Genomic DNA, 1,685 nt, shown 5'->3' with positions numbered 1-1,685 from the left:
AAATAATATTTTTACTCAAATATTTTTCTCCTTCCTTATTTAAAATGATTTATTTTGAAATTAATTTCATATTATTTATTTTTTAATAATAATATAAAATATAAAAATAAAATAGCGGAATAATAAAATATTTGAACTTAAAGTATAATTAAATACTGATTATTATATAATTATAAAATTTCAATTTAAATTTTATTTTATATAAAAAATTAATTTAATGAGAGTAAATTTGTATGAAATGTTATTTTACAAAACGCAACGAAGATTTAAGTTGTATAAGCGTGAATTTTCACGCTTACTCTAGTTCATATTTTTTGATCAAAGTATTGTAAAATCCATTGGTTTTTGTCTCATCTATACCTTTGTCAAAAATTTTTACCAATTCTTTTTGTTTGTTTTTATCAAAAGCAAAGCTAAAGCCTTCTCCACCATCCATTTCTTGGTAAAAACTTACCAATTCTGGATTTTCAGCTAAAAAACCTTTAGCAGTATCTTCATCTGCGATAATAGCATCAATTTTGTTGTTTTTTAGTGCTAAAACAGCAATATTTAAATCTTTATTACTTTGCACTTGTGCATTTTTGATAGCTTTTGCAGTATTTTCTTGTAAAGTTCCTAGTTGAACTCCTATTTTTTTACCTTCTAAATCATTTTTTGTTTGAAGTAAATTGTTACTTTTTAGTTTAAGATAAAGATTTTTACTCATATAGTAAGGTTTAGTAAAATCAACACTCTGTCTTCTTTCATCCGTTGCACTCATAGCCGAGGCAATCATATCAATTTTACCAGCTTTTAAAGCAGGTATTAGCCCATCGAAATTGGTTTCAACCCAAACAATTTTAATACCATTTTTTTTGGCGATCTCTTCTACTAGATCCGTATCAAAACCTGTAAGTTTTGAATTTTCTTTATAGTTAAAAGGTTTATAGTTTGGGGCGGTTCCAACCTTTAATTCTACGCTTGCATTTGTTTCTTTGTTTTTAGAATCATTGCAAGCGTTTAAAAATAAGCCAATCAAGGCAACTAAAACAACACTAAATATTTTTTTCATTTTCTTCCTTTGATATAAAATGTTTTAAAATTATACTTATTTTAAATTTATATTTAATTAAGTCTGATTGCTTTTTACAATGTTTAAAAGTAAGTAATCCTTGATATATTATTTATACAAATTTCAAAAAACCCACCAAATACTTATATAAATACTTACACAAATATTTATACTATTTAATCCTTTATTTAATCCCCTTTTAAGTTTAATTGGTTATACTTTCATTTCCTTTTTTGAAAAAAGGACTTAAAATCTTTTAAATTATAAAGTTTCACTAACTGAGTAGATTTTATAAATTAACTTTATTTTAGATTTTTTAAGTTTTTAAATTATTTGAGTTTTTAACTTTCTTAATTTTTTAATTTAAAACTAAAAGCTTTTTTATAAATCTTGTTTTTAATTTAAAAACTTTTCTTTTAAAAATGATTTTTTGTTTTGTTCTTTTAACTTAGTATTGTTATTCAAATCTTATTAGTCAATCTTTGAAATCTAAATAAGTGATCGATTGAGCCAGAAAGATTTAGGCATAAGCAATTATGTAAAATCTATTCAATCTAATATTAAAAAGATTAAAAGCTTTTCTTTTAATCTTTTATAACTTTTTCTTTGAAGAAAAAGATTAAACTATCTATAA

General features: G+C 22.7%; 1 protein-coding gene. It reads right to left on the bottom strand.

The window, feature by feature from the left end:
- Positions 1-295 precede the first annotated feature (295 nt).
- Positions 296-1,051 carry a basic amino acid ABC transporter substrate-binding protein gene (locus AJN64_RS08130; protein WP_044779581.1) on the bottom strand — a complete coding sequence of 252 codons (756 nt, stop codon included), beginning with the start codon at positions 1,049-1,051 and terminating at the stop codon, positions 296-298.
- Positions 1,052-1,685: the final 634 nt, after the last annotated feature.

This window comes from Campylobacter sp. BCW_4332 (assembly GCF_001763175.1).
Taxonomy (GTDB): Bacteria; Campylobacterota; Campylobacteria; order Campylobacterales; family Campylobacteraceae; genus Campylobacter_D; species Campylobacter_D jejuni.
The sequence above is the reverse complement of the archived record's forward strand: the minus strand, read 5'-3'. Positions and strand labels throughout refer to the sequence as shown.

What these genes read in the sequence shown, in the direction of transcription:
- AJN64_RS08130 (WP_044779581.1), bottom strand. Translation starts at nt 1,051, where the DNA reads ATGAAAAAAATATTTAGTGTTGTTTTAGTTGCCTTGATTGGCTTATTT.